We start from the raw sequence: 548 nt of genomic DNA, 5'->3' as shown, positions 1-548 counted from the left end.
GTTGTAACTGGTATCGAGATGTTCCGTAAACTCCTTGATGAAGCTCAGGCTGGTGATAACATCGGTGCACTTCTTCGTGGTGTTCAGAGAAACGAAATCGAGCGTGGACAGGTTCTTGCTAAACCAGGAACACTTACATGCCATACAAAATTCACAGCTCAGGTTTACGTTCTGACAAAAGATGAAGGTGGACGTCATACTCCATTCTTCAACAACTATCGTCCACAGTTCTACTTCCGTACTACCGACGTAACCGGTAGCTGCGAACTGCCGGAAGGCGTTGAGATGGTAATGCCAGGTGATAACGTTAAAGTTAGCGTTACCCTGATCAAGCCAATCGCAATGGAAGATGGTCTGCGTTTCGCTATTCGTGAAGGCGGTCGTACCGTCGGCGCTGGCGTCGTAGCCAAAATCATCGCGTAAGCGATGAGTCAAAAAGAGCCCCCGCTTGCGGGGGCTTTTTTATTGGGTTGACACCCTGTTAGCTCGTCTATAGAATTGCGCCTCCTTTTAACGGGCGTATTGCGCTCGGTGGGAACAGCAATCTG

At 49.3% G+C, this 548-nt stretch carries 1 protein-coding gene; it reads left to right on the top strand.

Annotated elements, in window-relative coordinates:
- On the top strand, positions 1-423 hold a 423-nt coding region (locus SxD43FB_RS23920), incomplete at its 5' end, for an EF-Tu/IF-2/RF-3 family GTPase (RefSeq protein WP_343228868.1).
- Positions 424-548 lie beyond the last annotated feature (125 nt).

The sequence above is a fragment of the Sphingobium sp. D43FB genome (genome assembly GCF_002312805.1).
Lineage (GTDB): Bacteria > Pseudomonadota > Alphaproteobacteria > Sphingomonadales > Sphingomonadaceae > Sphingobium.
The sequence above is the reverse complement of the archived record's forward strand: the minus strand, read 5'-3'. Positions and strand labels throughout refer to the sequence as shown.